Annotated in this window: 25 protein-coding genes; 21 read left to right on the top strand and 4 right to left on the bottom strand. The window is 75.4% G+C overall.

What is annotated here, in order from left to right; genetic code table 11:
• Window positions 1-49: 49 nt before the first annotated feature.
• The gene (locus ACI8AX_RS15645; protein ID WP_456550757.1) at window positions 50-313 is read right to left on the bottom strand and encodes a GlsB/YeaQ/YmgE family stress response membrane protein; all 264 of its coding nucleotides are present in this window, start codon (window positions 311-313) and stop codon (window positions 50-52) included.
• A gap of 120 nt (window positions 314-433) precedes the next feature.
• Between ACI8AX_RS15645 and ACI8AX_RS15640 the strand changes: the two genes are divergently transcribed.
• The 18 genes from ACI8AX_RS15640 (at window position 434) to gcvP (ending at window position 19,989) form a co-directional block, all read left to right on the top strand.
• On the top strand, window positions 434-985 hold the full coding sequence (locus ACI8AX_RS15640; RefSeq protein ID WP_456550756.1) for a TOPRIM nucleotidyl transferase/hydrolase domain-containing protein: 552 nt from the start codon (window positions 434-436) through the stop codon (window positions 983-985).
• 83 nt (window positions 986-1,068) lie between these two features.
• Window positions 1,069-2,184, top strand: coding sequence for a pectin acetylesterase-family hydrolase (locus ACI8AX_RS15635; protein ID WP_456550755.1), 1,116 nt, complete (start codon window positions 1,069-1,071; stop codon window positions 2,182-2,184).
• Between the two features lie 156 nt (window positions 2,185-2,340).
• Window positions 2,341-4,734, top strand: a complete 2,394-nt coding sequence (locus tag ACI8AX_RS15630; RefSeq protein WP_456550754.1) for a xanthine dehydrogenase family protein molybdopterin-binding subunit — start codon at window positions 2,341-2,343, stop codon at window positions 4,732-4,734.
• The gene (locus ACI8AX_RS15625; RefSeq protein ID WP_456550753.1) at window positions 4,731-5,609 is read left to right on the top strand and encodes an FAD binding domain-containing protein; all 879 of its coding nucleotides are present in this window, start codon (window positions 4,731-4,733) and stop codon (window positions 5,607-5,609) included. The genes ACI8AX_RS15630 and ACI8AX_RS15625 overlap by 4 nt, the downstream gene beginning before the upstream one ends.
• On the top strand, window positions 5,606-6,145 hold the full coding sequence (locus ACI8AX_RS15620; RefSeq protein ID WP_456550752.1) for a (2Fe-2S)-binding protein: 540 nt from the start codon (window positions 5,606-5,608) through the stop codon (window positions 6,143-6,145). The genes ACI8AX_RS15625 and ACI8AX_RS15620 overlap by 4 nt, the downstream gene beginning before the upstream one ends.
• Before the next feature lie 179 nt (window positions 6,146-6,324).
• Window positions 6,325-7,842, top strand: a complete 1,518-nt coding sequence (locus ACI8AX_RS15615; RefSeq protein ID WP_456550751.1) for an aldehyde dehydrogenase family protein — start codon at window positions 6,325-6,327, stop codon at window positions 7,840-7,842.
• A gap of 182 nt (window positions 7,843-8,024) precedes the next feature.
• Window positions 8,025-8,216, top strand: coding sequence for a DUF1918 domain-containing protein (locus ACI8AX_RS15610; RefSeq protein ID WP_456550750.1), 192 nt, complete (start codon window positions 8,025-8,027; stop codon window positions 8,214-8,216).
• Window positions 8,217-8,226: 10 nt separating this feature from the next.
• Window positions 8,227-10,320, top strand: coding sequence for an elongation factor G-like protein EF-G2 (locus ACI8AX_RS15605; protein WP_456550749.1), 2,094 nt, complete (start codon window positions 8,227-8,229; stop codon window positions 10,318-10,320).
• A 198-nt stretch (window positions 10,321-10,518) separates the two neighbouring features.
• Window positions 10,519-11,133, top strand: a complete 615-nt coding sequence (locus ACI8AX_RS15600) for a CDP-alcohol phosphatidyltransferase family protein (RefSeq protein WP_456550748.1) — start codon at window positions 10,519-10,521, stop codon at window positions 11,131-11,133.
• Complete coding sequence (locus ACI8AX_RS15595; RefSeq protein WP_456550747.1) at window positions 11,130-12,140, top strand: DUF881 domain-containing protein; 1,011 nt, start codon at window positions 11,130-11,132, stop codon at window positions 12,138-12,140. Before ACI8AX_RS15600 ends, ACI8AX_RS15595 begins: the two co-directional genes overlap by 4 nt.
• A 5-nt stretch (window positions 12,141-12,145) precedes the next feature.
• The gene (locus ACI8AX_RS15590) at window positions 12,146-12,478 is read left to right on the top strand and encodes a small basic family protein (protein WP_456550746.1); all 333 of its coding nucleotides are present in this window, start codon (window positions 12,146-12,148) and stop codon (window positions 12,476-12,478) included.
• Window positions 12,475-13,425 carry a DUF881 domain-containing protein gene (locus tag ACI8AX_RS15585; protein ID WP_456550745.1) on the top strand — a complete coding sequence of 317 codons (951 nt, stop codon included), beginning with the start codon at window positions 12,475-12,477 and terminating at the stop codon, window positions 13,423-13,425. Before ACI8AX_RS15590 ends, ACI8AX_RS15585 begins: the two co-directional genes overlap by 4 nt.
• A 38-nt stretch (window positions 13,426-13,463) precedes the next feature.
• On the top strand, window positions 13,464-13,865 hold the full coding sequence (gene gcvH, locus ACI8AX_RS15580) for a glycine cleavage system protein GcvH (protein ID WP_456550744.1): 402 nt from the start codon (window positions 13,464-13,466) through the stop codon (window positions 13,863-13,865).
• Window positions 13,866-14,186: 321 nt separating this feature from the next.
• Window positions 14,187-14,708: an oxoglutarate dehydrogenase inhibitor Odhl gene (odhI, locus tag ACI8AX_RS15575; RefSeq protein ID WP_456550743.1), complete on the top strand. Its 522-nt coding sequence runs from the start codon at window positions 14,187-14,189 to the stop codon at window positions 14,706-14,708.
• A 4-nt stretch (window positions 14,709-14,712) separates the two neighbouring features.
• Window positions 14,713-15,444: a transcriptional regulator FtsR gene (ftsR, locus tag ACI8AX_RS15570; protein ID WP_456550742.1), complete on the top strand. Its 732-nt coding sequence runs from the start codon at window positions 14,713-14,715 to the stop codon at window positions 15,442-15,444.
• A 110-nt stretch (window positions 15,445-15,554) separates the two neighbouring features.
• The gene (locus ACI8AX_RS15565) at window positions 15,555-16,037 is read left to right on the top strand and encodes a bifunctional nuclease family protein (RefSeq protein ID WP_091942755.1); all 483 of its coding nucleotides are present in this window, start codon (window positions 15,555-15,557) and stop codon (window positions 16,035-16,037) included.
• Between the two features lie 314 nt (window positions 16,038-16,351).
• Window positions 16,352-16,918 (top strand): MerR family transcriptional regulator, encoded by a 567-nt coding sequence (locus tag ACI8AX_RS15560; protein ID WP_456550741.1) that lies wholly within the window; start codon window positions 16,352-16,354, stop codon window positions 16,916-16,918.
• A 50-nt stretch (window positions 16,919-16,968) separates the two neighbouring features.
• Window positions 16,969-19,989: an aminomethyl-transferring glycine dehydrogenase gene (gene gcvP, locus ACI8AX_RS15555; protein WP_456550740.1), complete on the top strand. Its 3,021-nt coding sequence runs from the start codon at window positions 16,969-16,971 to the stop codon at window positions 19,987-19,989.
• Window positions 19,990-20,055: 66 nt separating this feature from the next.
• Here the strand turns inward: gcvP and ACI8AX_RS15550 are convergent, their stop codons facing one another.
• On the bottom strand, window positions 20,056-20,256 hold the full coding sequence (locus tag ACI8AX_RS15550) for a DUF5999 family protein (RefSeq protein WP_456550739.1): 201 nt from the start codon (window positions 20,254-20,256) through the stop codon (window positions 20,056-20,058).
• 283 nt (window positions 20,257-20,539) lie between these two features.
• The gene (coaA, locus tag ACI8AX_RS15545; protein ID WP_456550759.1) at window positions 20,540-21,499 is read right to left on the bottom strand and encodes a type I pantothenate kinase; all 960 of its coding nucleotides are present in this window, start codon (window positions 21,497-21,499) and stop codon (window positions 20,540-20,542) included.
• A gap of 114 nt (window positions 21,500-21,613) precedes the next feature.
• On the opposite strand from coaA, the gene ACI8AX_RS15540 reads away from it, so the two are divergent.
• Window positions 21,614-22,414 carry a GNAT family N-acetyltransferase gene (locus ACI8AX_RS15540; protein ID WP_456550738.1) on the top strand — a complete coding sequence of 267 codons (801 nt, stop codon included), beginning with the start codon at window positions 21,614-21,616 and terminating at the stop codon, window positions 22,412-22,414.
• A gap of 4 nt (window positions 22,415-22,418) precedes the next feature.
• Here the strand turns inward: ACI8AX_RS15540 and ACI8AX_RS15535 are convergent, their stop codons facing one another.
• Entirely contained in the window at window positions 22,419-22,964 is a 546-nt protein-coding gene (locus ACI8AX_RS15535) for a YbhB/YbcL family Raf kinase inhibitor-like protein (protein WP_456550737.1), read from the bottom strand.
• A gap of 120 nt (window positions 22,965-23,084) precedes the next feature.
• Here ACI8AX_RS15535 and ACI8AX_RS15530 point away from each other — a divergent pair, with 120 nt between their 5' ends.
• Together ACI8AX_RS15530 and ACI8AX_RS15525 are read left to right on the top strand one after the other, a co-directional pair.
• Window positions 23,085-23,834 carry an HAD family hydrolase gene (locus ACI8AX_RS15530; RefSeq protein WP_456550736.1) on the top strand — a complete coding sequence of 250 codons (750 nt, stop codon included), beginning with the start codon at window positions 23,085-23,087 and terminating at the stop codon, window positions 23,832-23,834.
• On the top strand, window positions 23,831-26,194 hold the full coding sequence (locus ACI8AX_RS15525) for a glycoside hydrolase family 65 protein (protein WP_456550735.1): 2,364 nt from the start codon (window positions 23,831-23,833) through the stop codon (window positions 26,192-26,194). Before ACI8AX_RS15530 ends, ACI8AX_RS15525 begins: the two co-directional genes overlap by 4 nt.
• Window positions 26,195-26,223: the final 29 nt, after the last annotated feature.

Below are 26,223 nucleotides of genomic sequence, written 5' to 3'. Positions count from 1 at the left end.
CGGGCCCCGCACGGGGCCCGGCCGCAGCCGGTCGGAGGAGCCGGTGGGGTCAGCGCACAGCGCGGGAGCGGGAGCCGGCCAGGCTCTCGGCGACGCCGATGAGGAGCACGGCGGCGATCACGGCGAAGACGAACCCGAGCACGTTGAGCTCCCAGATGTCCCCGGTGCCCAGCAGGTTGGCGATCGTGCCGCCGATGACGGAGCCGACGATCCCCAGGAGCAGGGTGGCCAGGATGCCCAGCCGCTGACGCCCGGGCTTGATGAGGCGGGCCAGGGCCCCGATGACGAGGCCGGCGACGAGGAAACCGATCATGGCGGCTCGGTGCCCGGTCGGGCGGGCTCCCCAAACGGCCCGTCACGCGATCGTCATGTCCGTGGCGGCCGGGAGGCCGCACGGCTCGTCCGGTCCCGGCCTGCGTGGGAGGGTCCCGGGGTGGGCCCCGGGCAGCACGCGACGGCGCCGCACACGGTGCTCCTCGTCGAGGGCGGGAGCGACCGGGAGGCGGTGCTCGCGGCGGCGCGCGGGCAGGGCCGCGACCTCGCGGCGGAGGGGGTCGAGGTCGTCGCGATGGGCGGGGCCACCGGGATCCGGCGCTGTCTGGCGGCGATCCCGCCAGGGGTGCGGGTGCGCGGCCTCTACGACGCGGCCGAGGCCGACGTCGTCCGCCGGGCGCTCGGGTGCGACGCCGGGGCGGACCTGGCGGCCGCGGGGTTCACCGCCTGCGTGGCCGACCTGGAGGAGGAGCTCGTCCGCGCAGTCGGCGTGGCGGGGGTGGAGGCGGTGGCCGCGGCGCAGGGGGAGGCCCGTGCACTGGCCGCCTTCCGGCGCCAGCCGGCGCAGCGGGGCCGCCCGCCCGAGGCGCAGCTGCGCCGGTGGCTGGGCACGACCAGCGGCCGCAAGGCCCGGTACGCCCGCGCCCTCGTCGAGCACCTCGACCCGGCCGCCGTGCCGGCGCCGCTGCGGCGCCTCCTCGCCGGGACCTGACCCTCGTCGCGACCGCGGTCCGGGCGTGCCGCGCGTCACAGCCCGGGTGTTACTGGCCGGTAGGGTGCCGCTACGCTCCGGCCATGTTCCGCCGCCTGTTACCGCCCGTCGTCGCGCTGTTCACCCTCACCGGGCTCGCGGCCTGCTCCGACGACGACGCCACGAACGACGACTCCGCCGCCGACGCGTCCTCGGCCGCCACCGAGACCAGCGCCGCCGGCACCCCCCAGGAGATCACCTGGGAGCAGGTGGACGCCCCGGCCGAGTGCCAGTGCAGCGACGCCTCCGAGTTCCACTACTGGATCCACCGCGGCGACAGCGACCGCGTCGTCTTCTTCCTCGAGGGCGGCGGCGCCTGCTTCAGCGCCGAGACCTGCGCCCCCGGCGAGTCGGCCACCTTCAAGCCGAACCTCGCCGAGGACTCCCCGGACGGTCCGGGCGGAGAGGGCGGCGTCGGCGGCCTCCTGGACCTCGCCGACCCGGAGAACCCGCTCGCCGGGGCCAGCGTCGTCTACGTGCCCTACTGCACCGGCGACCTGCACCTGGGCAGCGCCACCCACGACTACGGCGGCGGCGTGGTCGTCCAGCACGTGGGCCGGACCAACGCCGGCGCGGCGCTGGAGACCCTGGCCCAGGAGTTCCCGGACGCCTCCGAGGTGATCGTGTTCGGGCAGAGCGCCGGCTCGGCCGGCGCCCCGCTCTACGGCGGGCTGGTCCACGACGCGCTGCCCGACGCCGAGATCACCGTGCTCGCCGACGCCTCGGGCGCCTACCCGGGCGACGAGGCGATCACCAGCGTGATCGGCGGCCTGTGGGGGATCTTCGACGACCTCCCGGCCTGGCCGGAGACCGCCGGTGACCCGCCGACGGCGTGGTCCCTGCCCGGCCTGTTCGTGCAGACCAGCGAGCACGTGCCCGGCATCCGGCTGGCGACGATCAACACCGCCGACGACGAGGTCCAGCGCAGCTTCGCCGACCTCATCGGCTTCGCCGACACACCCCTGGTCCAGCTGATCGACACCAACACGCAGGCCATCGAGTCCGCCGGCGTCGAGCTCGACACCTGGGTCAGCCCCGGCACGACGCACGTGCTCACCGCGCGGGACGAGGTCTACGAGACCGAGGTCGGCGGCACCCGGCTGATCGACTGGATCGCCGACGTCCTCGCCGGCGAGGACGTGGAGGACGTGCACAGCTGACCGTCCGCGGCCGCGGCGAGGGGCCGTCCCGGGGAGACCCGGGGCGGCCCCTCGTCGTCTGCGGTCCGCCATACCGTGACCCTTGCCACATCCGCCCCGGTTCCGCCAGCATCCAGCCGGGCGGACGCCCGGCGCGGTCGGCGGAGGGGGAACGGCGTGACGGTCACCGGGGTCGGCGCGGCGCGCAACGTCGGGACGAGCGTGCGCCGGGTCGAGGACCCGCGGATCCTCACCGGCCGCGGCCGCTACCTCGACGACGTCGTCCTCCCCGGCATGCTGCACGCGGCCTTCCTGCGCAGCTACGCGCCGCACGGCCGGCTGCTGTCGGTCGACGCCGAGGAGGCCCGGCAGCTGCCCGGCGTGGTCGCCGTCTACACCGGCGCCGACATCCAGCGCCTCACGCGACCCGGGAGGCCCGGCGCGATCGCCGGGATGGACCAGATGCCGGGCATGGCGATCCCCGCCGCGTACGCCCTGGCCACCGACAAGGTGCGGCACGTCGGCGACCCCGTCGCCCTCGTCGTGGCCGAGAGCCGCTACGTCGCCGAGGACGCCCTGGAGCTCATCGCCGTCGACATCGACCCGCTCGAGCCGGTCGTCACCTACGCCGACGCGCTCGACCCCGCGAAGCCGCCGGTCTTCGACGAGGTCGGCTCCAACCTCGCGTTCCGGATGCAGCTGCCGCTGGGTGACGTCGACGGGGCCTTCGCCCGCGCCGATCGGGTGCTGCGCACCACCATCTCCGTACACCGCCACCACCCGAACCCGATGGAGACCCGCGGGATCGTCGCCGGCTGGGACGCCGCCGAGGAGAAGCTGACGCTGCACGCCAGCACCCAGTCCCCGCACATGCTGCGCCTGCTGCTCCCGCCGCAGATCGGCGTCCCGATGGAGCGGATCCGGGTGCTGGCCGCCGACGTCGGTGGCGGCTTCGGGCTGAAGAACAGCGTGTTCCGCGAGGACGTCGCCGTCGCCGCGGTCGCCAAGGACCTCGGCCGGCCGGTCAAGTGGGTGGAGGACCGGCTCGAGCACCTGTCCAGCGGCGGGCACGCCCGCGAGGAGAAGGCGGACGTCGAGCTCGCCGTGACCGACGACGGCAGGGTCCTCGGCGCCCGCCTCGACCTGGTCCTCAACGCCGGCGCCTACCTGGCCGACCCGTTCCCCGGCTCGTCCATGGCGATGGCGGCCGTCATGTTCTTCCAGGGCCCGCTGAAGCTGGAGGGCCTGCACGCCCAGGCCACCGCCGTCTTCAGCAACAAGGCCACCTACGTCAGCTACCGCGGGCCGTGGGCGACCGGCGACTTCCTGCGCGAGCGCTCGCTCGACATCGTGGCGCGCGAGCTCGGCCTGGACCCGGCGGAGGTGCGCCGGCGCAACTACGTCGTCCGGGACGAGCCGCCGCTGGCGATGCTCACCGGCACGCCCTACACCGGCGTGACCACGCAGGAGTGCCTGGCCGAGGCGGTGCGGCTGGTCGACGTCCCGGCATTCCGCGAGCGGCAGCGGGCGGCCCGCGAGCAGGGCCGGTACCTCGGGCTGGGTCTGGCCGCCTACCTCGAGGGCGCGCCGCCGCCCAGGACGAACGGCGAGCGGACGCCGGACATCGTCGGCAACGAGACGACCCACCTCGCCGTCGACGAGCGCGGCAAGGTCGTCGTCACCACCCGCCAGCAGCCGCACGGGCAGGGCCACCAGACGACGCTGGCGCAGGTGGCCGCCGACGAGATGGGCGTGCGCTTCACCGACGTCGAGGTCCGCTGGGGCGACACCGACATCACCCCGGTCGCGCTCGTCGGCACCGGCGGCAGCCGCGCGGCGACGATGGCCAACGGCAGCGTGCTGCACGGTTCCCGGGCGCTGAAGGCCAAGGTCCTCGCGCTGGCCGCCGAGCTGCTCGAGGCCGACGCCGCCGACCTCGAGCTCGCCGACAGCACCGTGACGGTCCGGGGCACGCCCGGGGTGTCGCTGCCCCTGGCCGAGCTCGCCCGGGTCGCCGCCGCCGAGCCGGAGCGCCTGCCCGCCGGCGCCGACGCCGACCTGCGCGTCACCGAGGAGTTCGACGGCGGGGAGGGCGGCTGGTCCGGCGGCGTGCACGCCTGCGTCGTCGAGGTCGACGTCGAGACGGGCCTGGTCGCCTTCGAGCGCTACGTCGTCGTCGAGGACTGCGGCCTGCCGGTCAACCCGGCGATCGTCGAGGGGCAGATCCGCGGCGGCGTCGCCCAGGCCGTCGGCGCGGTGCTGCTCGAGCACGCCGCCTACGACGAGGACGGGCAGTTCGTCTCCGCCTCCTTCCTGGACTACCTCATGCCCACCAGCACCCTCGTCCCCGACATCGAGGTCCACCACGTGCAGACCGTGCTCAACGACCCCGACGTCAACTTCCGCGGGGTGGGGGAGGGCGGGATGATCGTCGCCCCGGCCGCCATCACCTCCGCGATCGAGGACGCGCTCGCACCCTTCGGCGCGCAGGTGCGCGAACAGCACCTGCCGCCCTCCCGCGTCCTGGAGCTGGTCGGGGCGGTCCCCGGCGGGGCGGGGCCGGCCCGGTGAAGCCCGCACCGTTCGCCTACGCCGCGCCCACCACCGAGGACGAGGTCCTCGACCTGCTGGCCGAGCACGGCGACGAGGCCAAGGTGATCGCCGGCGGGCAGAGCCTGCTGCCGATGCTGTCCATGCGGCTGGCCCGGCCGAGCGTGCTCGTCGACCTGAACGGCGTCGCCGGCCTCGCCGGCGTCCGCGAGGAGGACGGCGGCCTCGCGTTCGGCGCGACGACCCGCGAACGGACGGCGGAGCGCTCCGCGCTGGTCGCCGAGCGGGTGCCGGTGCTGGCCGAGGCGCTGCCGCTGATCGGGCACGAGGCGATCCGCAACCGGGGCACGATCGGCGGCAGCATCGCGCACGCCGACGCCTCCGCCGAGCTGCCCGCCGTCGCCGCGGTCACCGACGCGACGCTGGTGCTGCGGTCCCGCTCGGGCGGGGAGCGGGTCCTGCCGGCGGCGGAGTTCTTCCAGGGCCACTACACGACCGCGCTGGCCGACGACGAGCTGCTGGCCGAGGTGCGGGTCCCGGGCACCCCAACCGGCGCCGGGTGGGCGTTCACCGAGGTCGCCCGCCGGCACGGCGACTTCGCGCTCGTCGGGGTCGCCGCGATGGTCGCCCTGTCCGCCGCCGGCACCGTCGGGTCCGCCCGGCTGTGCCTCGTCGGCGTCGCCGACGTGCCGCTGCGGCTGCCGGCGGTGGAGGCTGCGCTGGCGGGGGCGCCGGCCTCGGCGGAGTCCTTCGCCGCGGCCGCCGACGACGCCGTCGCCGGCCTGGAGCTCGCCTCCGACGTCCACGGCAGCGGGGAGTTCCGCCGCCAGCTCGCGCGCGTCACCGTGCGCCGGGCCCTCACCACCGCGGCCGACCGGGCAGGAGCACCCGCATGACCACCCCCGTCACGAGGACCGACGTCACGCTGCGGGTCAACGGCCGGGAGCGCACCGCCCCCGCCGACGTCCGCACCACCCTGGCCGACTTCCTCCGCGAGGGGCTGGGCCTGACCGGCACGCACCTGGGCTGCGAGCACGGGGTGTGCGGGGCGTGCACCGTGCTGGTCGACGGTGCGGCCGTCCGCTCCTGCCTCCTGCTGGCGGTGCAGGCCCGCGGGGCGGAGGTCACCACGGTGGAAGGCCTCGCCGGAGACGGGGCCGGAGAGGGGGCCGGACAGGGGGAGACGCTGCACCCGGTGCAGCAGGCCTTCCTCGACAGCCACGCGTTCCAGTGCGGCTTCTGTACACCGGGCTTCGTGATGACGACGGTGGCGCTGCTGGCCGAGGAGCCGGCGCCGAGCACCCGGCGGATCCGCGAGTGCCTGTCGGGCAACATCTGCCGCTGCACCGGCTACCAGAGCATCGTCGAGGGGGTGCGGCTGGCCGCCGACCGCACCGCCGAGCCCACCACCGACCCCACCGCCACCGGCTGACCCCGACCGGTCCGGACAGGCCCGCGTGCGCCGTCGGACGCGCCGCGGCGGCACCGGACCGGGGGCGGTCGCGGCCCTTGTCACCGTGTGACCACTGTTACACACTTGCCGAACTGTCGATGGATCGCGGCCCGGGACCGCCGGCGCGGCACGGCAGCGCGACCTGTGGGAGTCAGTTGATGACAGCGGTGCAGAGCGAGAGCGGGGTCCTGGCCGGCGAGGAGCGGATCCTCATCGACGGCGAGCTGGTGGAGACCGCCAGCGGCGCGAAGTTCGACGTGGAGAACCCCGCCCTCGGCGAGGTCGCCGGCCAGTGCACCGACGGCACCCCCGAGGACGTCGACCGCGCCGTGCGGGCCGCCCGGCGCGCCTTCGAGCAGACGAACTGGAGGCGCGACGTCGAGTTCCGCTACCACTGCCTGATGCAGCTGCACGAGGCGCTGAAGGAGGAGCAGGAGCGGCTGCGCCGGATCGTCGTCACCGAGACCGGCACCCCGCTGGCGGCCACCTACGGGATCCAGATCGCCCACCCGGTCGAGGAGTCGGCGCACTGGCCGGAGTTCGGGCGCAGCTTCGAGTACCTGCAGGACATCGGCACCGACACCGCCATGGGCATGAGCTCCCGGCGGATCCTGCAGTACGACCCGATCGGCGTCGTCGCGGCGATCACCCCGTGGAACACCCCGCTGTACCTGAACATCGCCGAGTCGGTGCCGCCGCTGATGGCCGGCAACGCCGTCGTCCTCAAGCCCGCGCAGCTCACGCCGTGGATGGGCACCGAGCTCGGCCGGATCGTCGCCGAGAAGACCGACATCCCGCCGGGCATCTTCAACGTGGTCGTCGGCGAGTCCAACGAGGTCGGCGGGGCGCTGGCCGCCCACCCCGACGTCGACATGGTCACCTTCACCGGCTCCACGGCCGTCGGCCGGTCGATCCTGGCCGCCGGCGCCTCCACGGTGAAGAAGGTGATGCTGGAGCTCGGCGGCAAGTCCAGCCTGATCGCCCTCGACGACGCGGACCTGATGAGCGTGCTGCCCGTGGCCGCCGGCACCGCCTGCTTCAACTCCGGCCAGAGCTGCACCCTGGCCAGTCGCATCCTGCTGCCGCGCTCCCGCTACGAGGAGGGCATCGCCATCCTCAAGGGCGCGATGGAGATGATGCCCTTCGGCGACCCGTGGGACGTCAACAACATCCAGGGCGCGCAGATCAGCCGCACGCAGCAGCAGAAGGTGCTCGGCCTCATCGAGTCGGCGGTGGCCGACGGGGCCCGGCTGGTCACCGGCGGCACCGCCGTCGAGGAGCTCCCCGGCTACTTCACCCGGCCGACCGTGCTCGCCGACGTCGACCCGAAGTCGCGGATCGGCCAGGAGGAGATCTTCGGCCCCGTCCTCACGGTGACCCCGTACGACACCGAGGAGGAGGCGATCGCCATCGCCAACGACACCGTCTACGGGCTGTCCGGCGAGGTGGCCAGCGCCGACGAGGACCGGGCGCTGAGGGTCGCGCTGCAGATGCGCGCGGGCACGATGGTCGTCAACGGCGGCTCCTACTTCGGGCTCAGGACCCCGCTCGGCGGCTACAAGCAGAGCGGCCTGGGCCGCCGCAACGGCCACTGGGGCTTCGAGGAGTACCTGGAGATCAAGGCCATCGGCCTGCCGATCCGCGAGAACGGCAACGGCCCCCGCGTCGTCGACTAGCAGAAGGACCCCGTCCTCCTCACCCCTCGCACGCTCGGGGCGAGCCTCTGGACGGGGCCACGGCCGGCCCCGGTGGGATCCCCACCGGGGCCGTCCGGCGTCCGGGGGTCTTGTCCGCCGGGGCGGCCACGGGCAGGGTGTGATGCACACCACAACCGAGCCGGGCAGTCGCGGAGGCCACCGTGGAAGCACACGTCGGAGACCGGATCGTCGTCCGTTCCACGCACACCGGGGAGCCCGAGCGCACCGGCCGGGTGATCCGGTGCCACGAGCCCGACGGCGGCCCGCCGTACGAGGTGGAGTGGGAGCCCGACGGGCACACCGGCCTGTTCTTCCCGGCCGGCACCGCCACCGTCGTCCGCGAGAAGGCCTGAGGGCCCCGGGATGGCCAAGGACACGGTCCCGGCGCCGGAGCCGCGAGCCGCCGAGCGGGTCCGCAACGTCGCCCTCGTCGGCCACGCCGGCGCGGGCAAGACCACGCTGGCCGAGGCGCTGCTGGTCGCCGCGGGCGCGCTGCCGCGCGCCGGACGGATCGAGGACGGCACCACCTGCCTGGACGCCGAGGACGTCGAGGTGCGCCAGCAGCGGTCGGTCGGCCTGGGCGCGGCCACGATCGAGCACGACGGGCACCGCATCACCCTGCTCGACACCCCCGGCTCGCCCGACTTCGTCGGCGAGCTGCGGGCGGGGCTGCGGGCCGCCGACGCCGCCCTGTTCGTGGTCTCCGCCGCCGGCGGGGTCGACGCGGCGACCGTGCAGCTGTGGGAGGAGTGCGCCGCGGTCGGGATGCCGCGCGCCGTCGTCCTCACCCAGCTCGACCGCTCCCGCGCCGACGTCGACGACACCGTCCGCGCCTGCCAGACGATGCTCGGCGAGGGGGTGTTCCCGCTGCACCTGGTGCAGCGCGGCCCCGACGGCGGTGTCCGCGGGCTGGTCTCCCTGCTCGAGCCGCACCCCGACGCCCCCGACGAGGCCGAGGCCGACCGGCTGCGCGCCGAGCTCATCGAGGCGGTGATCGGCGAGAGCGAGGACGAGACGCTGATGGACCGCTACCTCGCCGGCGAGGAGCTCGTCGTCGCCGACCTGGTGGCCGACCTGGAGACCGCCGTCGCCCGCGGCCACTTCCACCCGGTGCTGTGCGTGGCCCCGCTGACCGGGGTCGGCGTCCCCGAGCTCCTCGACCTCCTCGTGGCCGCCTTCCCCTGCCCCATGGAGCACGGCTGCCCGGCGGTCACCCGGCCCGACGGCCGGCCCGCGCCGGCCCTGGCCTGCGACCCCGACGGCCCGCTGGTCGCCGAGGTCGTGAAGACGACGACCGACCCCTACCTCGGCCGGGTCTCCCTGGTGCGCGTCTTCTCCGGCACGCTGCGCCCCGACACCCCCGTGCACGTCTCCGGGCACGGGTTGGCCGACCGCGGGCACCCCGACCACGACGTCGACGAGCGCGTCGGCGCCATCTCCTCGCCGCTGGGCGGCGCCCTGCGCCCGGTCGCCGCCTGCCCGGCCGGCGACGTCTGCGCCGTCGCCCGGCTCACCTCCGCCGAGACCGGCGACACGCTGTCCTCCCCGGAGGACCCCCACCTGATGACGCCGTGGGAGCTGCCGGTGCCGCAACTGCCCGTCGCGGTCGAGGCCGCCTCCCGCGCCGACGAGGACCGGCTGGCCACCGCCCTGGCCCGGCTGGCCGCCGAGGACCCGACCGTCCGCGTCGAGCGCCGCCCCGACACCGGCCAGCTGCTGCTGTGGTGCGTGGGGGAGGGGCACGCGGAGGTGCTGCTGGACCGGCTGCGCACCCGGCACGGCGTCGCCGTCTCCACCGCCCCGGTGCGGGTGCCCATGGTGGAGACCCTCGCCGGCCCGGCCCGGGTGACCGGCCGGCTGGTGAAGCAGTCCGGCGGCCACGGCCAGTACGCCGTCGTCGTGGTCGAGGCCGAGCCCGGCCCGCCCGGCTCCGGCATCGTCTTCGAGCAGCGCATCGTCGGCGGCACCGTGCCCGGGCAGTTCCACGGCAGCGTGGAGAAGGGCATCCGCACGCAGGCGGCCCGCGGGGTCAACGGCGACCGCCCGCTCGTCGACGTCCACGTCACCCTCGTCGACGGCAAGGCCCACTCGGTCGACTCCTCCGACGCCTCCTTCCAGTCCGCCGGCGCCCTGGCCCTGCGCGAGGCGGCCGCCGCGGCCGGTACCCGGGTGCTCGAGCCCTGGTGCGAGGTCGCCGTCGTCGTGCCGGGGGAGTACGTCGGCCCGGTGATGAGCGACCTGGCCACCCGGCGGGCGCGGGTCACCGGCACCGAGCCCGACCCCGACCGGGACCGGACGACGGTGCGCGCCGAGGTCCCCGAGGTGGAGCTGCTCACCTACGCGGGGGCGTTGCGCTCGGTCTCGCACGGCACCGGCTCGTTCACCCGCGCGCCGCTGGGCTACGAGCCCGCCCCGGCCAACCTGGTCGCCGCCGGCCTGGTGGCGGTCCCGGCGTAGGGGACCGGCCGGGGCTCGCCGCGGGCCCGCGAGACGCGAGGAGGACGAGGGGCCGTCGACTAGCCTCGGCACGGGGCCCGGGCAGGGGCCGGCGGGAGCGTGCGTCGGGCGGGAGGAACGGTGACGTCGTCGAACGGGTCGTCCACACCCGTTCCGCAGCCCGTTCCCGCGCCGGTCGCCCAGCCCGGAGCCGGGCCCGTGGACCGGGTCACCGACCGCAACGAGCTGCCCGAGCGCGTCTGGACCCTGCCCAACGCGCTGTCGGTGCTGCGCCTGCTCGGCGTCCCGCTGTTCCTGTGGCTGCTGCTGGGCCCCGAGGCCGACGGCTGGGCGGTCGTGGTCCTCATGCTCTCGGGCGTCACCGACTGGGCCGACGGCGCACTGGCCCGCGCGCTGGGCCAGTACAGCCGGCTCGGGGCGCTGCTGGACCCCGCGGCCGACCGCCTGTACATCGTCGCCACGCTCGTCGCGTTCGTGCTGCGCGACGTCGTCCCGTTCTGGGTGGTCGCGGTGCTGGTCGGCCGGGAGGTCGTGCTCGGCGTCATGCTGCTGGTCCTGCGCCGGTACGGCTACCCGCCGCTGCAGGTCCACTACCTGGGCAAGGCGGCGACGTTCATCCTGCTGTACGCCTTCCCCGGGCTCCTGCTCGCCGACGGGGACGGGACGCTGGCCGCCGTGTGCCAGCCGATCGCCTACGCGCTGACCATCTGGGGCGGCGTCCTGTACGTGGCGGCCGGGCTGCTCTACGTCGTCCAGGTCCTCGGCCTGGTCGCCGCGGAGCGGCGGGCGGCCGCCGCGGGGGCGGTGCCGTGACCGCGCCCGTCCGGGGTGGCGGGCTGCGCGCGGCGGGCGCCTCGCTGCTGGACCAGGTGCTGGCCGAGACGCTCGACCCGGCCTACGAGCGCGCCGCCCGGGCGCGGCAGGAGCGGCCGGACCCGGGGCCCGCGCGCCGCGCCGGCGGCCGGCTGGCCGTCGCCCTGGTCATGGTCGCCGCCGGCGTGCTCGCCGCGGTGACCTACCACCTGACCGCCGTCGGGGCCGAGGGCCGCCAGGAGATCCGCGCCGCCCTCGTCGCCGACATCGGCGACGCCCAGGACCTCGCCGACGAGCTCGCCGCCGAGCTCGAGACCACCCGCGCCGACGTCGCCGCCGCCCGCGAGGACGCGCTGGCCACCTCCGACGAGGGCCGGCAGGCCCTCGACGCGCTGGACGCGGCCGAGCAGATGGCCGGCACCCTGCCCGTCACCGGGCCCGGCCTGCTGATCACGCTGGCCGACGCGGAGGCCGACGCCGAGGACGACCCGGTGGGCGGGGACGCCGAGGTCGACCCCCGCGGCCAGGTCCGGGACGACGACATCCAGCTGGTCGTCAACGCGCTGTGGGCCGCCGGCGCCGAGGCGGTCAGCGTCGACGACCAGCGCCTGGGCCCGACCACGGCGATCCGGTTCGCCGGCGAGGCGGTGCTCGTCGACTTCCGCCCGGTCACCAACCCCTACGAGATCCGCGCGATCGGCGACCCCGCCACGCTGCGGTCGGCGTTCCTCACCGTCCCGGAGGTGCAGTCGCTGGCGCTCATCGCCGAGTCCTACGGGCTGACCTTCGAGCTCGCCCAGCGCGACGACCTGTCCCTGCCCGCCGGGCGGACGCCGGAGCTGCGGTCGGCGGAGGCGGTGCCCCCGCCGGACGACGGCGCCGCCGGGAACGCCCCCGCCGGCGGCAGCCCGCCCCCCGCGGGCGACCCGGCCACCGGCACCCCCGCGCCCCCCGCCGACCCCGGTGCCCCCGACCCGGGCACCCCCGACCCCGACCCCGGAGGCTGACCCACGTGATCCCCGTCCTCGGGCTCGTCGTGGGGGTGGTGCTCGGCCTCGTGCTCGACCCGACCGTCCCGCTGTGGCTGCAGCCCTACCTGCCGATCGCCGTCGTGGCCGCCCTCGACGCGGTCTTCGGCGGCGTCCGCGCGCGCCTGGACCGGGTGTTCGACGCGAAGGTCTTCGTCATCTCGTTCGTCTCCAACGTCGTCGTCGCCGCGCTCATCGTCTTCCTCGGCGACCAGCTCGGCGTGGGCGCGCAGCTGTCCACCGCCGTCGTCGTCGTCCTCGGCATCCGGATCTTCGGCAACGCCGCCGCGATCCGCCGGCACGTGTTCCGCGCATGAGCGGCGACCCGCGCCCCGCCGCCCCGGACGACGGGCCCGACCCGGACGACGTCCCCGCCGCCGAGCCGCAGGCGAGCACCGAACCCGAGCCCGCCGCCGAGCCCGCCGCCGAGCCCGCCGCCGGGCCGCAGGCGGCCGCCGAGGAGCAGGCGAGCACCGAGGAGCAGGCGCGCACCGAGGAGCAGGCGAGCACCGAGCCCGAGCCCGGGACCGCCCCCGACGGCGGGCCGGCCGCCGCGGCGGGGACCCCCGCCGCGCGCCGGCGCCGGCGGGACCCCCTCGCGGCCGCGCTCATCGGCGTCCTCACCCTGCTGCTGGGGTTCGCCTTCGCCGTCCAGGTCCGCGTCACCGACACCGAGCAGGCGCTGACCGGGGCGCGCGAGGAGGACCTGGTCCGCATCCTCGACCAGCTCGAGGCCGACGAGGCGCGGCTGCGCTCGCAGCTGGCCGACCAGCGCGCGGCCCTGCGCGAGCTGAACGACTCCGACAGCCGCGCCGACGCCGCGCTCGAGGAGGCCCAGCGGCAGGCCGACGCCCTGGCCATCCTCAACGGCACCGTCGCCGCCCAGGGGGCCGGGCTGCTCATGACCATCCGGGACCCGGAGGGCGAGGTCCGCGTGGCCGACCTGCTCGACGCGATCCAGGAGCTGCGCGGGGCCGGCGCCGAGACGATGCAGATCGACGGCGTGCGGATCGGCGTCACCTCGGCGGTGACCGGCGAGCCGGGGGAGCTGAGCATCGACGGCGAGCCGATCAGCAGCCCCTACGAGATCGTCGTCATCGGCTCCCCGCAGGACCTCGAGACGGCGATGAACATCCCCGGTGGCGTGGTCGACAACGTCAACCGCCGCGGCGGGAGCGTGGTCGTCGCGCAGTCCGAGAGCGTGCTCGTGGACGCGTTGCGGCCGCTGGAGACGCCTCAATACGCTGAGCCCGACGACGACTAGCCGTCCCCACCCACCACACCAGCATGGAGCCGCGCCGCATGACCGTGCCCGACGACCGCCGCTACACCGACCAGCACGAGTGGACCCTCGTGCGGGACGGCGACGAGGGGGCGACCGTCGTCCGCGTGGGCATCACCGACCACGCCCAGGACGCGCTCGGCGACATCGTGTTCGTGCAGCTGCCCGAGGTGGGGGCGCAGCTGTCGGCCGGCGACCCGATGGGCGAGGTGGAGTCGACGAAGTCCGTCTCCGACGTCTACGCCCCGGTGGCCGGGACCGTCGTCGCGGTCAACGAGGCGCTCGACGCCACCCCGGAGATGGTGAACGCCGACCCGTACGGCGCCGGCTGGCTGGTCGACATCCGGATCGTCGACGGCGGCGACCCCACGGCGTCCCTGCTCGACGCGGCGGCCTACCAGGCGATGGTCGACGGCTCCTGAGCCGCCGGCCGGGCCGTCGAGGGCGCGCCCGACCAGCGCCGCAGCGCCCGCGACGGCGGAGGAGCCCGCGGGCGGCGCGCAGGCGGCTCACTATGCTCGACGGCGCGTCCGCGTCCTCCTGGGAGCCCTCCCGGGGGTGGCGGACGCGACCCTGGACCCGCGGTTGACCCTCGGGTCCACCGCTGGTTCCATGACCAACGGCCCGCCGTGCCCCGCACGGCGGCCGACCCACGACGGCACCGACCGGTCCGTCGCAAGCCGGCCGCCCGCGGCCAACCCCCGAGGTCCGCGGCGGTGCCCCCTGCACCGGAGGAGACAGACGTGCACTGCACTCGTTGTGGACACAACAACCCCGAGGGCAGTCGCTTCTGCGCGCAGTGCGGCTCGGCCCTGGCACCGGAGCGCATCGGCGAGTCGACCAGCGTCATCCCCAAGGTCGGCGGGGAGGACTCCGGCGAGGTCGCCGAGGTCGCCGTCGAGAACGCCGCCGACGCCCACGCCGGCGCCGTCGAGTCGCTGCCGCCGGGCTCGGCGCTGCTGGTGGTGAAGCGCGGCCCCAACGCCGGCAGCCGGTTCCTGCTCGACCAGGACGTGACGACCGCCGGGCGCCACCCCGACAGCGACATCTTCCTCGACGACGTCACCGTCAGCCGCCGGCACGTGGAGTTCCACCGCGAGGGCGGCGGCTTCTCGGTGCACGACGTCGGCAGCCTCAACGGCACCTACGTCAACCGCGAGCCGGTCGACGTGGCCACCCTGGCCGGTGGCGACGAGGTGCAGATCGGCAAGTTCCGGCTGGTCTACCTCACCGGCCCGCGCACCGGCGAGCCCGCCGCCCGCTGACCCGGTGCCCGGAGCGCGAGCCCGCGCGTCCGGGGACGCCGCCGACGACCGCACCCCCCGGCTCACCATCGGGGAGGTCCTGGGCGTCCTCCGCGACGACTTCCCGGACGTGACGATCAGCAAGATCCGGTACCTCGAGTCCGAGGACCTGGTCCACCCCGAGCGCACCGCGTCGGGCTACCGGAAGTTCTCCCCGGCCGACGTCGCGCGCCTGCGGTACGTGCTGGCCGCCCAGCGCGACCAGTACCTGCCGCTGCGCGTGATCAAGGAGCACCTCGACGCCCTGGACCGCGGGCTGCCGCTGCCCGGGGGCGGGGGCCCGGCCGCCGAGGCGGCCGGGGCGGTCGCCGACGCCGGCCGGGCCGACGGCGCGCTCACGCCGCAGGAGTTCGCCGAGGCCGCGGGGATGGACCTGGACCAGCTGGCCGACTGCGTGCAGTACGGGCTGCTGGCCACCGACGCCGACGGCCGGCACCCGGCGGCCGACCTGCCCGTCGCGCGGGCGGCCGCGGGGCTGGCCCGGCACGGGCTCGAGCCGCGCCACCTGCGGGTGTACCGCACCGGCGCCGAGCGGGAGGCCGGGCTGGTCGAACAGCTGGTCACGCCCGTGCTCCGGGCCCGGTCGGAGGACGCCCGGGCCCGCGCGACGGAGAAGCTCCGGGAGCTCGCCGGGCTCTCCGCGCAGCTCCACGGCGCGTTGCTGGAGGCGCGACTCCGGGACCTCCTGCGCTCCTAGGTCGGGCGTACCGTTGTCGCCACAGGACCCCGGGCGACGCCGGGTCGCGCCGACCCGTCCGCCCTCCGGGAGCCGAGTCCAGCCGTACCGCCGCAGCCGAGGAGTCTCCCGTGCAGGAACTGCGTGTCGTCGGGGTCCGGGTCGAGCTGCCCGGCAACCAGCCGATCCTGCTGCTCAAGGAGACGCAGGGGGAGCGGTACCTGCCCATCTGGATCGGCGCGGTCGAGGCCGCGGCCATCGCGTTCGAGCAGCAGGGCGTGCGGCCGGCGCGGCCGATGACCCACGACCTGCTCCGCGACGTCGTCCGCGCGCTCGGCGCCACGCTGGAGGCGGTCAACATCACCGAGATGCGCGACGGCATCTACATCGCCGAGCTCGTGCTCGGCGAGGACCGCGTGGTCAGCGCCCGCCCCTCCGACGCCGTGGCGCTGGCCGTCCGCACCGGCGCGCCGATCTTCGGCGCGGAGTCCCTGCTCGACGAGGTCGGGATCGAGATCCCCGACGAGCAGGAGGACGAGGTGGAGAAGTTCCGCGAGTTCCTCGACCAGATCTCGCCCGAGGACTTCGGCGCGGGCTCCGGCTCCGGCGGCTGAGGGAGGACCCCGTCCTCCTCCCGCCTCCCATGCTCGGCGCGAGTCTGGGGACGGGGCCGGCGGGGCCGGTGTGACCTCGGGCGGAACAGTCGTCACACGGGTCACAGCCGCACCGCGCCGACTCCAGTTCCGCGACGGCACCGCCGATACCCTCCCTTCGGGTCGAGTGCAGCGACACGCCGCCCCGTTCAGTTGACCGGCCCCTGGGCCCGGCTTACCGTTCGGCGAACAACACCGGTGTGACACCGCCGTCCGTGGGTGCCGTGCCGGGTCACCGTCCCGACCGGGGCGGGACGCGGAGGAGGGACGCCGACGTGAGCGACCAGAGCACTGGCTCCCAGGGTCAGCTCTTCAGTGACGCCGCCGTCGGCGCCCCCTCGTACGACGAGGTGGACACCGACCTCGTCGGGTACCGCGGCCCGACCGCGTGCGCCGCGGCGGGGATCACCTACCGGCAGCTGGACTACTGGGCCCGCACCGGGCTGGTCGCCCCCTCGGTCCGCAGCGCCACCGGTTCGGGCACGCAGCGGCTGTACTCCTTCCGCGACATCCTCGTGCTCAAGGTCGTCAAGCGGCTGCTCGACACCGGCGTCTCCCTGCAGAACATCCGCAAGGCCGTGGACCACCTGCGCAACCGCGGGATCAAGGACCTGGCCAACGTCACGCTCTTCTCCGACGGCGCCACGGTCTACGAGTGCACCTCCGCCGAGGAGGTCGTCGACCTCCTCGCCGGCGGTCAGGGCGTCTTCGGCATCGCCGTCTCCGGCGCGCTGCGGGAGCTGTCCGGCGAGCTCGCCGAGCTGCCCGCCGAGCGCGTCGACGGCGCACCGGTGCACACCGACGACGAGCTGTCGCTGCGCCGCCGCCGCAAGGCGGTCTAGGGACCCTCGGGCTCCCGCCCGGCGGGACGCCCGCTGGTAGCGTTCCCTCAGTGATCGACCCTGGGTCTGCGTCCACCGATCCCCAGCCGCTGCCGTCGCTGCGGGCGTTGAGCCCGGCCGGCTCCTTCGCCGCCCGGCACATCGGCCCCCGGCCGGCCGAGACCGCCGAGATGCTCGCCGCCGTCGGGTACGACTCGCTGCAGTCACTGGTCGACGCGACCGTGCCCGAGGCCGTGCGCGACCGCCGCCCGCTGGACCTCCCGGCCGCCGCCGACGAGTCCGCCGTCCTCGCCGCGCTGCGCGAGCGGGCCGCCGACAACGAGGTCTTCACCTCGATGATCGGGCTGGGCTACTCCGGCACCGTCACCCCGGCCGTCATCCAGCGGGTCATCCTCGAGAACCCCGCCTGGTACACCGCCTACACGCCCTACCAGCCGGAGATCAGCCAGGGCCGGCTCGAGGCGCTGCTCAACTTCCAGACGATGGTCGCCGACCTGACCGGACTGCCGGTCGCGGGCGCCTCGATGCTCGACGAGGCCACCGCGGCCGCCGAGGCGATGACGCTGGTCCGCCGGGCCGGCCGGGCCAAGGCCGACGCGGTGTTCGTCGTCGACGCCGACACGCTCCCGCAGACCCTCGCCGTGCTGGAGACCCGCGCCGAGCCGCTGGGCATCCGGCTGCACGTCGCCGACCTCTCCGCCGGCTGGCCCACCGACCTGCCCGAGGCCGGCGCCTTCGGCGTCCTGCTGAGCTTCCCCGGCGCCAGCGGCGCGGTGCGCGACCACCGGGCCCTGGCCGCCGCGGCGCACGAGGCCGGCGCGGCCGTCGTCGTCGCCGCCGACCTGCTCGCCCTGACGCTGCTCGAGGCGCCGGGGGAGTGGGGCGCCGACGTCGCCTGCGGCAGCAGCCAGCGCTTCGGCGTCCCGCTCGGCTTCGGCGGCCCGCACGCCGGCTACCTGTCGGTCCGCGAGGGCCTGGCCCGGCAGCTGCCCGGCCGGCTGGTCGGCGTCTCCGTGGACGCCGACGGCGACGTCGCCTACCGGCTGGCGCTGCAGACCCGCGAGCAGCACATCCGCCGGGAGAAGGCGACCAGCAACATCTGCACCGCCCAGGTGCTGCTCGCCGTCATGGCCGGCGCCTACGCCGTCTACCACGGACCCGAGGGGCTGGCCGCCATCGCCGCCCGCGTGCACCGCAGCGCGGTCGCGCTGGCCGGCTGGCTGCGCGCCGGCGGGCTCGAGGTCGTCCACGAGGCCTACTTCGACACCGTGACCGTCGCCGTCCCCGGCCGGGCCGCCGACGTCGTCCGCGCCGCCGCCGAGCGGCGGGTGAACCTGCGCGAGGTCGACGCCGACACCGTGGCCGTCGCCTGCGACGAGACGACCACGCCCGAGGTGCTGCGGCTGGTGGCCGAGGCCTTCGGCGTGGCGGCCGACGAGTCGCTGCTCGACGACGACGGCGCCGACGCCCTGCCCGCCGACCTGCGCCGCCGCACGCCCTACCTGACCCACCCGGTCTTCTCCGCGCACCGCTCGGAGACCGCGCTGCTGCGCTACCTGCGGTCGCTGTCGGACAAGGACCTCGCGCTGGACCGCACGATGATCCCGCTGGGCTCGTGCACCATGAAGCTCAACTCGGCCGTCGAGATGGCCGCGATCAGCTGGCCGGAGTTCGCCGGCATCCACCCGTTCGCCCCGGCCGGGCAGACCCGCGGCTACCGCCGGCTGATCGACGAGCTGTGCGAGGGCCTGGCCGAGATCACCGGCTACGCCGCGGTCAGCGTGCAGCCCAACGCCGGCTCGCAGGGCGAGTTCGCCGGCCTGCTGGCCATCCGCGAGTACCACCGGTCGCGCGGGGAGGAGCACCGCGACGTCTGCCTGATCCCCAGCTCCGCGCACGGCACGAACGCCGCCAGCGCGGTGATGGCGGGCATGCGCGTGGTGGTCGTGGCGTGCGACGAGGCCGGCAACGTCGACCTCGCCGACCTGCGGGCCAAGGTCGACCAGCACGCCGGCCGGCTGGCCGCGATCATGATCACCTACCCGTCGACGCACGGGGTGTTCGAGACCGACGTGCAGGACATCTGCGCCGCGGTGCACGACGCCGGCGGGCAGGTGTACGTCGACGGCGCGAACCTCAACGCGATGGTCGGCCTGGCCCGCCCGGGCCGCTTCGGCTCCGACGTCAGCCACCTCAACCTGCACAAGACCTTCTGCATCCCGCACGGCGGCGGCGGGCCCGGCGTCGGGCCGATCGGCGTGCGCGAGCACCTGGTGCCGTTCCTGCCGGGCCACCCGCTGGCCGACACCGGCGGGCAGGGGCCGACGGTCTCGGCCGCGCCGTGGGGGTCGGCGGGCATCCTGCCGATCTCGTGGGCGTACCTGCGGCTCATGGGCCCCGACGGGCTGCAGCGCGCCACCGAGCACGCCATCCTCGGCGCCAACTACCTCGCCACCCGGCTGCGCGAGCACTTCCCGGTGCTCTACACCGGCCGCGACGGGCTGGTCGCCCACGAGTGCATCCTCGACATCCGGCCGCTCACCAAGGCCACCGGCATCACCAACGACGACATCGCCAAGCGGCTGGTCGACTTCGGCTTCCACGCGCCGACGATGAGCTTCCCGGTCGCCGGCACGCTGATGGTCGAGCCGACCGAGAGCGAGGACAAGGGCGAGCTCGACCGGTTCGTCGACGCGATGGTCGCCATCCGCGCGGAGATCGAGAAGGTCGCCACCGGCGAGTACGACCGGGAGGACAACCCGCTGCGCAACGCGCCGCACACCCTGGCGATGGTGGCGGGGGAGTGGGGCCGCCCGTACCCGCGCTCGACGGCGGTGTACCCGGTGCCCGGCCTGGTGGGCCGCGGCTACCTCAGCCCGGTGCGGCGGATCGACCAGGCCTACGGCGACCGCAACCTGGTGTGCTCCTGCCCGCCGCCGGAGGCGTTCGCGGAGATCGAGGCCGACGCCGCGCCGGCGGCTGCGCCGGCCGGCCGCGTGCCCGGCCGGGGCGAGGGCGCCCCGGACGACCTGGGCACCGCCGCCGACGTGGTCGGGGCCGGCCAGGCCTGACGGAGGACCCCCCTGCGGGGGCCCGCCACCGGCACGCCCGCGGCGGGACCCTGCAGGGGGCCTGGCTCAGGCGCCGGCGAGCACCGGCACGAAGTCGCGGTGGTGCGCCACCGCCCGCCCGTCGGGCAGCAGTTCGCCGTCGTCGTCGAAGAGGACGACGCCGTTGCACAGCAGGCTCCACCCCTGCTCGGGGTGGCTGCTCACCACCGCGGCGAGGTCACGGGTGTCGTCGTCGGCGGCGGGGCAGGGGACTACGTGAGAGCACATGGGGGATCACTCCCGGTCGGCGGCGGGTGGGCCGAGTGGTGACGGTTCGTGCCCGGTCGGTCACCGGACGGGACGAGTGTGCTCCCGATCACGTCATGTGTCAGGGGTGACGACGACGGAGTCACCCCTCCGGGTCGTCGAGACCTGCCATGGCGCGCCCCGGCCGCACGCGCGGACCATGCCGGCCGGCGCCCCCGGCTCACGACTCGACCGTTATCCCCAACAATGTCGCCGCGGAGCGGCCGCGGGGAACGCCATGGGGGAGGGAGCGGCGAGGGTGGGGTCAGATCTTGCGGAGGAGCACCCGGCGCACCGAGTGGTCGGCGGCCTTCTGCAGCACCGCGCGGGCCCGGGAGCGCGTCGGCACGATGTTCTCGCGCAGGTTGGGCACGTTGACCGACCGCCAGATCTCCAGCGCGGTCTGCCGGGCCTGCTCGTCGCTGAGGTCGGCGAAGCGGTGGAAGTAGGCGCCGGTGTCGGCGAACGCCGTGCGGCGCAGCGCGAGGAAGCGCTCGACGTACCACTCCTGGATGTCGCTCTCCGCGGCGTCGACGTACACGGAGAAGTCGAAGTAGTCGGAGAGGAACACCTCGGGCGCGCGGCCGTCGGCCCGCCGGCCGGCCTGCAGCACGTTGAGCCCCTCGAGCACGAGGATGTCGGGCCGGTCGACGTCCTGGGTGGCGCCGGGGACGACGTCGTAGGACTGGTGGGAGTACAGCGGGGCGCTCACCCGGCCGCGGCCGCTCTTCACCTCGGCGAGGAAGCGGACGAGCGCCCGCCGGTCGTAGCTCTCGGGGAAGCCCTTGCGGCCGAGCAGGCCGCGGGCCTCCAGGACGGCGTTGGGCAGCAGGAACCCGTCGGTGGTGACCAGGTCGACCCGGGGTGCGCCCGGTCCGGCGGCGAGCAGCGCCTGCAGGAGCCGGGCGGTGGTGCTCTTGCCGACGGCGACGCTGCCCGCGACGGCGATGACGTAGGGGACCTTGGCGCTGGTGTCCCCGAGGAAGCGGTTCTGGGCCGCCCACAGCCCGCGGCTGGCCTCCACGTGCAGGTTCAGCAGGCCGGCGAGGGGGAGGTAGACGGTCGCGACCTCGTCGAGGTCGATGCGGTCGCCGAGGCTCTTGAGCCCGGCGAGGTCCTGCTCGTCCAGCGGCAGCGCCGAGCCGGCGGCGAGCGCGCGCCACGAGGCGCGGTCGAACACCGCGTAGGGCGAGATGGCCCGGGTCCCTGCCGTCACGCGGCCCATCGTGCCGTCCACCTGCACGGTGTCCGCGCGCCGGGTCACCCGACGGGGGTGCGCGGGTGCCGGGACGCGGGCGGAGGGCGGACGTGGCGCCGGGCGGCGTCTACTGTCGGCCGCGTGGCGGACTCCGGGTTGTTCGACTGCATCGAGCGGTACCACGCCGCCGCTCCGCTGCCGGACGGCCGCGTCGAGCCCGTCGGCGGGCTCGACGTCCCCGTCGTCCCGCCCGCCTGGCCGTACCCGGCCCGGCCGCGGCCCGGCGGCGGGCCGGTGACCGCCGACGACGTCCGGGGCGCCGTCGCGCTGCAGGAGACCGAGGGCCTGCCGGTGGCGCTGGAGTGGATCTGGGAGCGGTCCGCCGGCACCGCGGCCGCCGCACGGGGCGCCGGCCTGACCGTCGAGTACATGCCTCTGCTGGTGCTCGACACCGCGGTCGAGCTGCTGCTGCCCTGGGGCGTCCGCCTGTACCTGGTGGGCGCCGAGGACCCGCAGCTGCCGCGCTACCAGCGGCTGGCGGAGCTGGCCTTCGCCACGCCCGCCGGCAGCGCCGGGGGCGCCACCGCCGTCGAGGAGCGGGTCGCGGCCGGTCCGCGCACCGAGGTGCTGCGCGAGCGGATCGCGACCGGGCGCACCGTGATGATGGTGGCCGTCGAGGACGGCGAGCCGGTGGCCGTGGGCTCGCACCACCCGCTCGACGTCGACGGCCGCGAGGTCAGCGAGATCACCGGGGTGGCCACGCTGCCCCGGCTGCGCGGCCGCGGTCTCGGGGCGGGCCTGACCTCGGCGCTGGCCGAGCACGCCCGCGAGACCGCCGACCTGGTCTTCCTCACCGCCGGCGACGACGACGTCGCCCGCGTCTACGAGCGGGTGGGCTTCGCCTGGATCGGCACCACCGGCGTCGCCGACCTGCCGTCCTGAGCGGCTACTGCTCCTCGTAGGTCACGACGAGCGTGGCCCGCGCGAGCGTGTGCCCGAAGAGGTTGAACCCGTGGAACGCCGGGGAGGCGTCCGCCGGCACGCCCATGTCCTCGGTGTCGAGCGCGTGCACGACGACGAAGTAGCGGTGCGGCCCGTGGCCCGACGGGGGAGCGGCCCCGACGTACCCGGGGAAGCCGGCGTCGTTGCGCAGCTGGACCGCGCCCTCCGGCAGACCGGCGCCGTCCTGGCTCCCGGCGCCCGAGGGCAGCGAGGTGACCGAGGCGGGGATCGCGGTGACGACCCAGTGCCAGAAGCCGCTGCCGGTCGGGGCGTCGGGGTCGAACACCGTGACGGCGAAGCCGCGGGTCTCCTCGGGGAAGCCCGACCACGACAGCTGCGGGGACCGGTCCTCGCCGCCGGCGCCCATGACGCCGCTGACGTGCGGCACCGGCATGGTCCCGCCGTCGCGCAGGTCGGTGCTGGTGACCTCGAACGAGGGGACGGGCGGCAGGAAGTCGTAGGGGCTGGGCGGCACCGGGCGGTCGGGCACGGGGAGGCTCCTCGCAGGTCGTGGGCGGGATCGCAGGCGACCCTAAGCAGGGGAGCGCCCGTCGCGCACCCCGCCGGTCTCGACCCGTCACGGGGCGGCCCGCGCCGGTAGCGTCGCAGCGTGCTCGGACTCCCCGACGGCATCCGTGCCTGCCTCTTCGACATGGACGGCGTCCTCACCCGGACGGCGACGGTCCACATGGCCGCCTGGAAGCGGACGTTCGACGAGTTCCTGCGCGCCCGGGACCCGGGGGCGGCCGAGTTCACGCAGCAGGACTACAACCGCTACGTCGACGGCAAGCCGCGGGCCGACGGCGTCCGCGACTTCCTCGCCAGCCGGCGCATCACGCTGCCGGAGGGGACACCCGACGACGGCCCCGAGGCCGCGACCGTGCACGGGGTCGGCCAGCGCAAGAACGTGCTGCTGCTGCGCGAGCTCGAGGAGCACGGCGTCGAGGTGTACCCCGGCTCCATCCGCTACCTGGAGGCGGCGCGGGCGGCCGGCCTGGCCACCGCGGTGGTCACGGCCTCGGCCAACGGCGAGCAGGTGGTCACCGCCGGCGGCTTCGGGCACCTGATCGACGCCCGCGTCGACGGGGTGGCCGCCGCCCGGGACGGGCTGCGCGGCAAGCCGGCACCGGACACGTTCCTCGCCGGCGCCCGCGCGCTGGGCGTGGAGCCCGCGCAGGCCGTCGTCTTCGAGGACGCCCTGGCCGGGGTCGCCGCAGGGCGGGCCGGGCGGTTCGGGTACGTGGTGGGCGTGGACCGGGTCGGGCAGGCCGACGCGCTGCGGGAGAACGGCGCCGACGTCGTCGTCGACGACCTCGCCGACCTGCTGGACGGCGGCGCGACGACGGGGGAGCGGTCGTGACCGAGGGCCGGGCCACCTTCCCCGTCGAGCCGTGGTCGCTCACCGAGATCGGGCTCGACCACTCGGCGCTGGGCACGCACGAGTCGGTGTTCGCGCTGGCCAACGGGCACATCGGCATGCGCGGGTCGTTCGAGGAGGGCGAGCCGATCGTCGTCCCGGGCACCTACCTCAACGGCTTCTTCGAGGAGCGGCCGCTGCCCTACGCCGAGGCCGGCTACGGGTTCCCCGAGCAGGGCCAGACCGTGGTCAACGTGACCGACGGCAAGCTGATCCGGCTGCTGGTCGGCGACACCCCGCTGGACCTCGACTACGGCCAGGTCGTCGACCACCGGCGCACCCTCGACCTGCGCCGCGGCACGCTGCGCCGGGTCACCGAGTGGCGCTCGCCGGCCGGCCGCACCGTCACCGTGACCAGCACCCGGCTGGTGTCGCTGAGCCGCCGGTCGATCGCCGCCATCGAGTACACGGTCGAGTGCACCGACGGCCGCGGCGACCTGTACGTGGCGCTGCAGTCGGACCTGCTGGCCAACGAGCCGACCGACAGCGGCACGGAGTCCGACGACCCCCGGGCCGCGGCCGCGCTGCGCCGCCCGCTGCTCAGCGAGCTCGCCGTCGCCCGCGGCCAGCGCGCCGTCCTCGTGCACCGCACCGCACGCAGCGGCCTGCGGGTCGCCGCGGGGATGGACCACGTGGTCGACGTCCCCGACACCGCCACCGAGGACATCGAGTCGGGGGAGGACCTCGCCCGCTTCACCCTGGCCGCCCGGCTGCCCCAGCGCCGCGGGCTGAAGCTGGTCAAGTACCTGGCCTACGGCTGGTCCTCGCGCCGGTCGGCGCCGGCGCTGCGCGACCAGGTGGAAGGCGCCCTGGCCACGGCCAAGCTGGCCGGGTTCGAGCGGCTGGTCAGCGAGCAGAAGTCGGTCCTCGACGAGTTCTGGGCCCAGGCCGACGTCGAGCTCGAGGGGGACGACGAGCTGCAGCAGGCCGTCCGCGTCGGGCTCTTCCACGTGCTGCAGGCCGGCCTGCGCGCCGAGCGGCAGCCGATCCCGGCGAAGGGGCTGACCGGCCCCGGCTACGACGGGCACACCTTCTGGGACACCGAGACCTACGTGCTCCCGGTGCTCACCTACACCGCCCCGCACGCGGCGCGCGACGCCCTGCGCTGGCGGCACTCCACCCTCGACCTCGCCAAGGACCGGGCGCGCGAGCTCGGCCGCCGCGGCGCGGCCTTCCCGTGGCGGACCATCCGCGGCGAGGAGACCTCCGGCTACTGGCCGGCCGGGACGGCGGCCTTCCACATCAACGCCGACATCGCCGACGCCGTCGTCCGGTACTGGCACGCCACCCAGGACGACGAGTTCGACCGCGACTTCGGCGCCGAGCTGCTGGTGGAGACCGCCCGGCTGTGGGCCTCGCTCGGGCACTTCGACACCGAGGACGGGTTCCGGATCGACGGGGTGACCGGGCCGGACGAGTACACGGCCGTGGTGGACAACAACGTCTACACCAACCTCATGGCGCAGCGGAACCTGCGCGAGGCGGCCAGGGCGGTGGCCCGCCAGCCCGACGTCGCCGGCCGGCTGCAGGTGACCGACGACGAGGTGGCGCTGTGGGAGCGCGCCGCCCGGCTGATGCGGGTGCCGTTCGACGCGCGGCTGGGCGTGCACATGCAGTCGGAGAACTTCACCCACCACGAGGAGTGGGACTTCGAGGCGACGCCGCCGTCGTGCTACCCGCTGCTGCTGCACTACCCGTACTTCGAGATCTACCGCAAGCAGGTGATCAAGCAGGCCGACCTGGTGATGGCGCTGCACCTGCGCGGGGACGCCTTCACCCAGGAGGAGAAGGCCGCCGACTTCGCCTACTACGAGGCCCGGACGGTGCGCGACTCCTCGCTGTCGGCGGCGCAGCAGGCGGTCGTCGCCGCCGAGACCGGTCACCTGGAGCTGGCCTACGACTACTGGGCCGAGGCCACCCTCACCGACGTGCAGAACCTGCACGGGAACTCCGGCCACGGCCTGCACATCGCCTCGATGGCCGGCGGCTGGACCGTCGCCGTCGCCGGGTTCGGGGGGATGCGCGACCACGACGGGCGGCTGCTCTTCGCTCCCCGCCTGCCGCCGCGGCTGAGCCGGCTGCGGTTCCGCGTGGTCTACCAGGGGCGGATCCTCGAGGTGGAGATCGGCCGCGAGCAGGCCACCTACCGGCTGGTCGAGGGCGAGCCGCTCGACGTCCACCACCACGGCCGGCGGATCACGGTGGGGGAGCGGGACCAGACCCTCGACATCCCGCCGGCCCCGAAGGTGGAGCCGGTGCGCCAGCCGCACGGCGCGGCCCCCCGCCGCCGCGCCCGCGCCTGAGCGGCCCCGTCCAGAGGCTCGTCCCGAGC

The organism is Blastococcus sp. SYSU D00813, from assembly GCF_054050735.1.
This window is presented reverse-complemented; position numbering and strand designations above follow the sequence as displayed.